We start from the raw sequence: 1708 nt of genomic DNA on the forward strand, positions 1-1708 counted from the left end.
CGGAGAGGGTCTTCTCGCTCTGGTAGACCATCTGGTCGGCCTGGTTGCGGACCTCGACCTCCTCCTTCAGCTTCTTGTCCTGGGCAGCATACTGCTCCGCCTCCTTGACGGCCTTCTCAATGTCCTCCTTGCTCATGTTGGAGGAGGAAGTGATGGTGATATGCTGCTCCTTGCCGGTGCCCAGGTCCTTGGCGGAGACGTTGACGATGCCGTTGGCGTCGATGTCGAAAGTCACCTCGATCTGGGGCACGCCGCGGCGGGCCGGGGCGATGCCGTCCAGGTGAAAGCGACCCAGGGACTTGTTGGCCGCGGCCATCTCCCGCTCGCCCTGGAGGACGTTGACCTCCACGCTGGTCTGGTTGTCAGCGGCGGTGGAGAAGATCTGGCTCTTCTTCACGGGGATGGTGGTGTTCCGGTCGATCAGCTTGGTGAACACGCCGCCCATGGTCTCAATGCCCAGGGACAGGGGGGTGACATCCAGCAGCAACAGCCCCTTCACGTCGCCGGTGAGGACGCCCGCCTGCAGGGCGGCGCCCATGGCCACGCACTCGTCGGGGTTGATGCCCTTGAAGGGCTCGTTGCCGGTGAAGTTCTTCACGGCCTCCTGCACGGCGGGGATCCGGCTGGAGCCGCCCACCAGCAGGACCTTGCTCAGGTCACTGGGCTTCAGGCCCGCGTCGGACATGGCCTGGCGCACGGGGCCCATGGTGGCGTCCACCAGATGGGCGGTCAGCTCATTGAACTTGGCCCGGGACAGGGTCACGTCCAGGTGCTTGGGGCCGTTGGCGTCGGCGGTGATATAGGGCAGGTTGATGTTGCTGGTGGTGACGCCGGAGAGCTCGATCTTGGCCTTCTCGGCGGCCTCCTTCAGCCGCTGCATAGCCACTCGGTCGGTGGACAGGTCCACGCCGTCGGTGCGCTTGAACTCGCTGACCAGCCACTTCATGATGCACTCGTCGAAGTCATCGCCGCCCAGGCGGTTGTTACCGGCGGTGGCCAGGACCTCGATCACGCCGTCGTCGATGTCCAGGATGGACACATCGAACGTGCCGCCGCCCAGGTCGTACACCATGATCTTCTGGCTCTGTTCCTTATCCACGCCGTAGGCCAGGGCCGCGGCGGTAGGTTCGTTGATGATGCGTTTCACGTCCAGGCCGGCGATCCTGCCGGCGTCCTTGGTGGCCTGGCGCTGGGAGTCAGTGAAGTAGGCGGGAACCGTGATGACCGCCTCGGTGACTGTGCTGCCCAGATAGGCCTCAGCGTCCGCCTTCAGCTTCTGGAGGATCATGGCGCTGATCTCCTGGGGGGTGTAGCTCTTGCTGTCAATGGTCACTTTATAATCGCTGCCCATCTCCCGCTTGATGGAAGAGATGGTGCGGTCCGGATTGGTAATGGCCTGGCGTTTAGCCACTTGACCCACCATGCGCTCGCCGGTCTTGGAGAAAGCCACCACGGACGGGGTGGTCCGGTTGCCCTCCGCATTGGGGATGACCACAGCCTCGCCGCCCTCCATGACGGCCACACAGCTATTTGTCGTACCTAAGTCGATACCGATAACCTTAGACATAATGATTGCCTCCAATTTATGATCAAATAATTCTATCTCAACAAATAAAAATTTGCGATTGTTGTTTTCATTCACCCCAGGCGAATCCATTGCAATGATTTGTCAGGATATATGCCTGACAAAAACACGTTGGCTCGTGCG

1 protein-coding gene is annotated in these 1708 nt (G+C 61.2%); it reads right to left on the reverse strand.

The window, feature by feature from the left end; genetic code table 11:
- On the reverse strand, window positions 1-1567 hold a 1567-nt coding region (gene dnaK, locus QVE23_RS00745), incomplete at its 3' end, for a molecular chaperone DnaK (RefSeq protein WP_287967429.1).
- Window positions 1568-1708: the final 141 nt, after the last annotated feature.

This window comes from Oscillibacter sp. KLE 1728, assembly GCF_934833455.1.
GTDB lineage: Bacteria > Bacillota > Clostridia > Oscillospirales > Oscillospiraceae > Oscillibacter > Oscillibacter welbionis.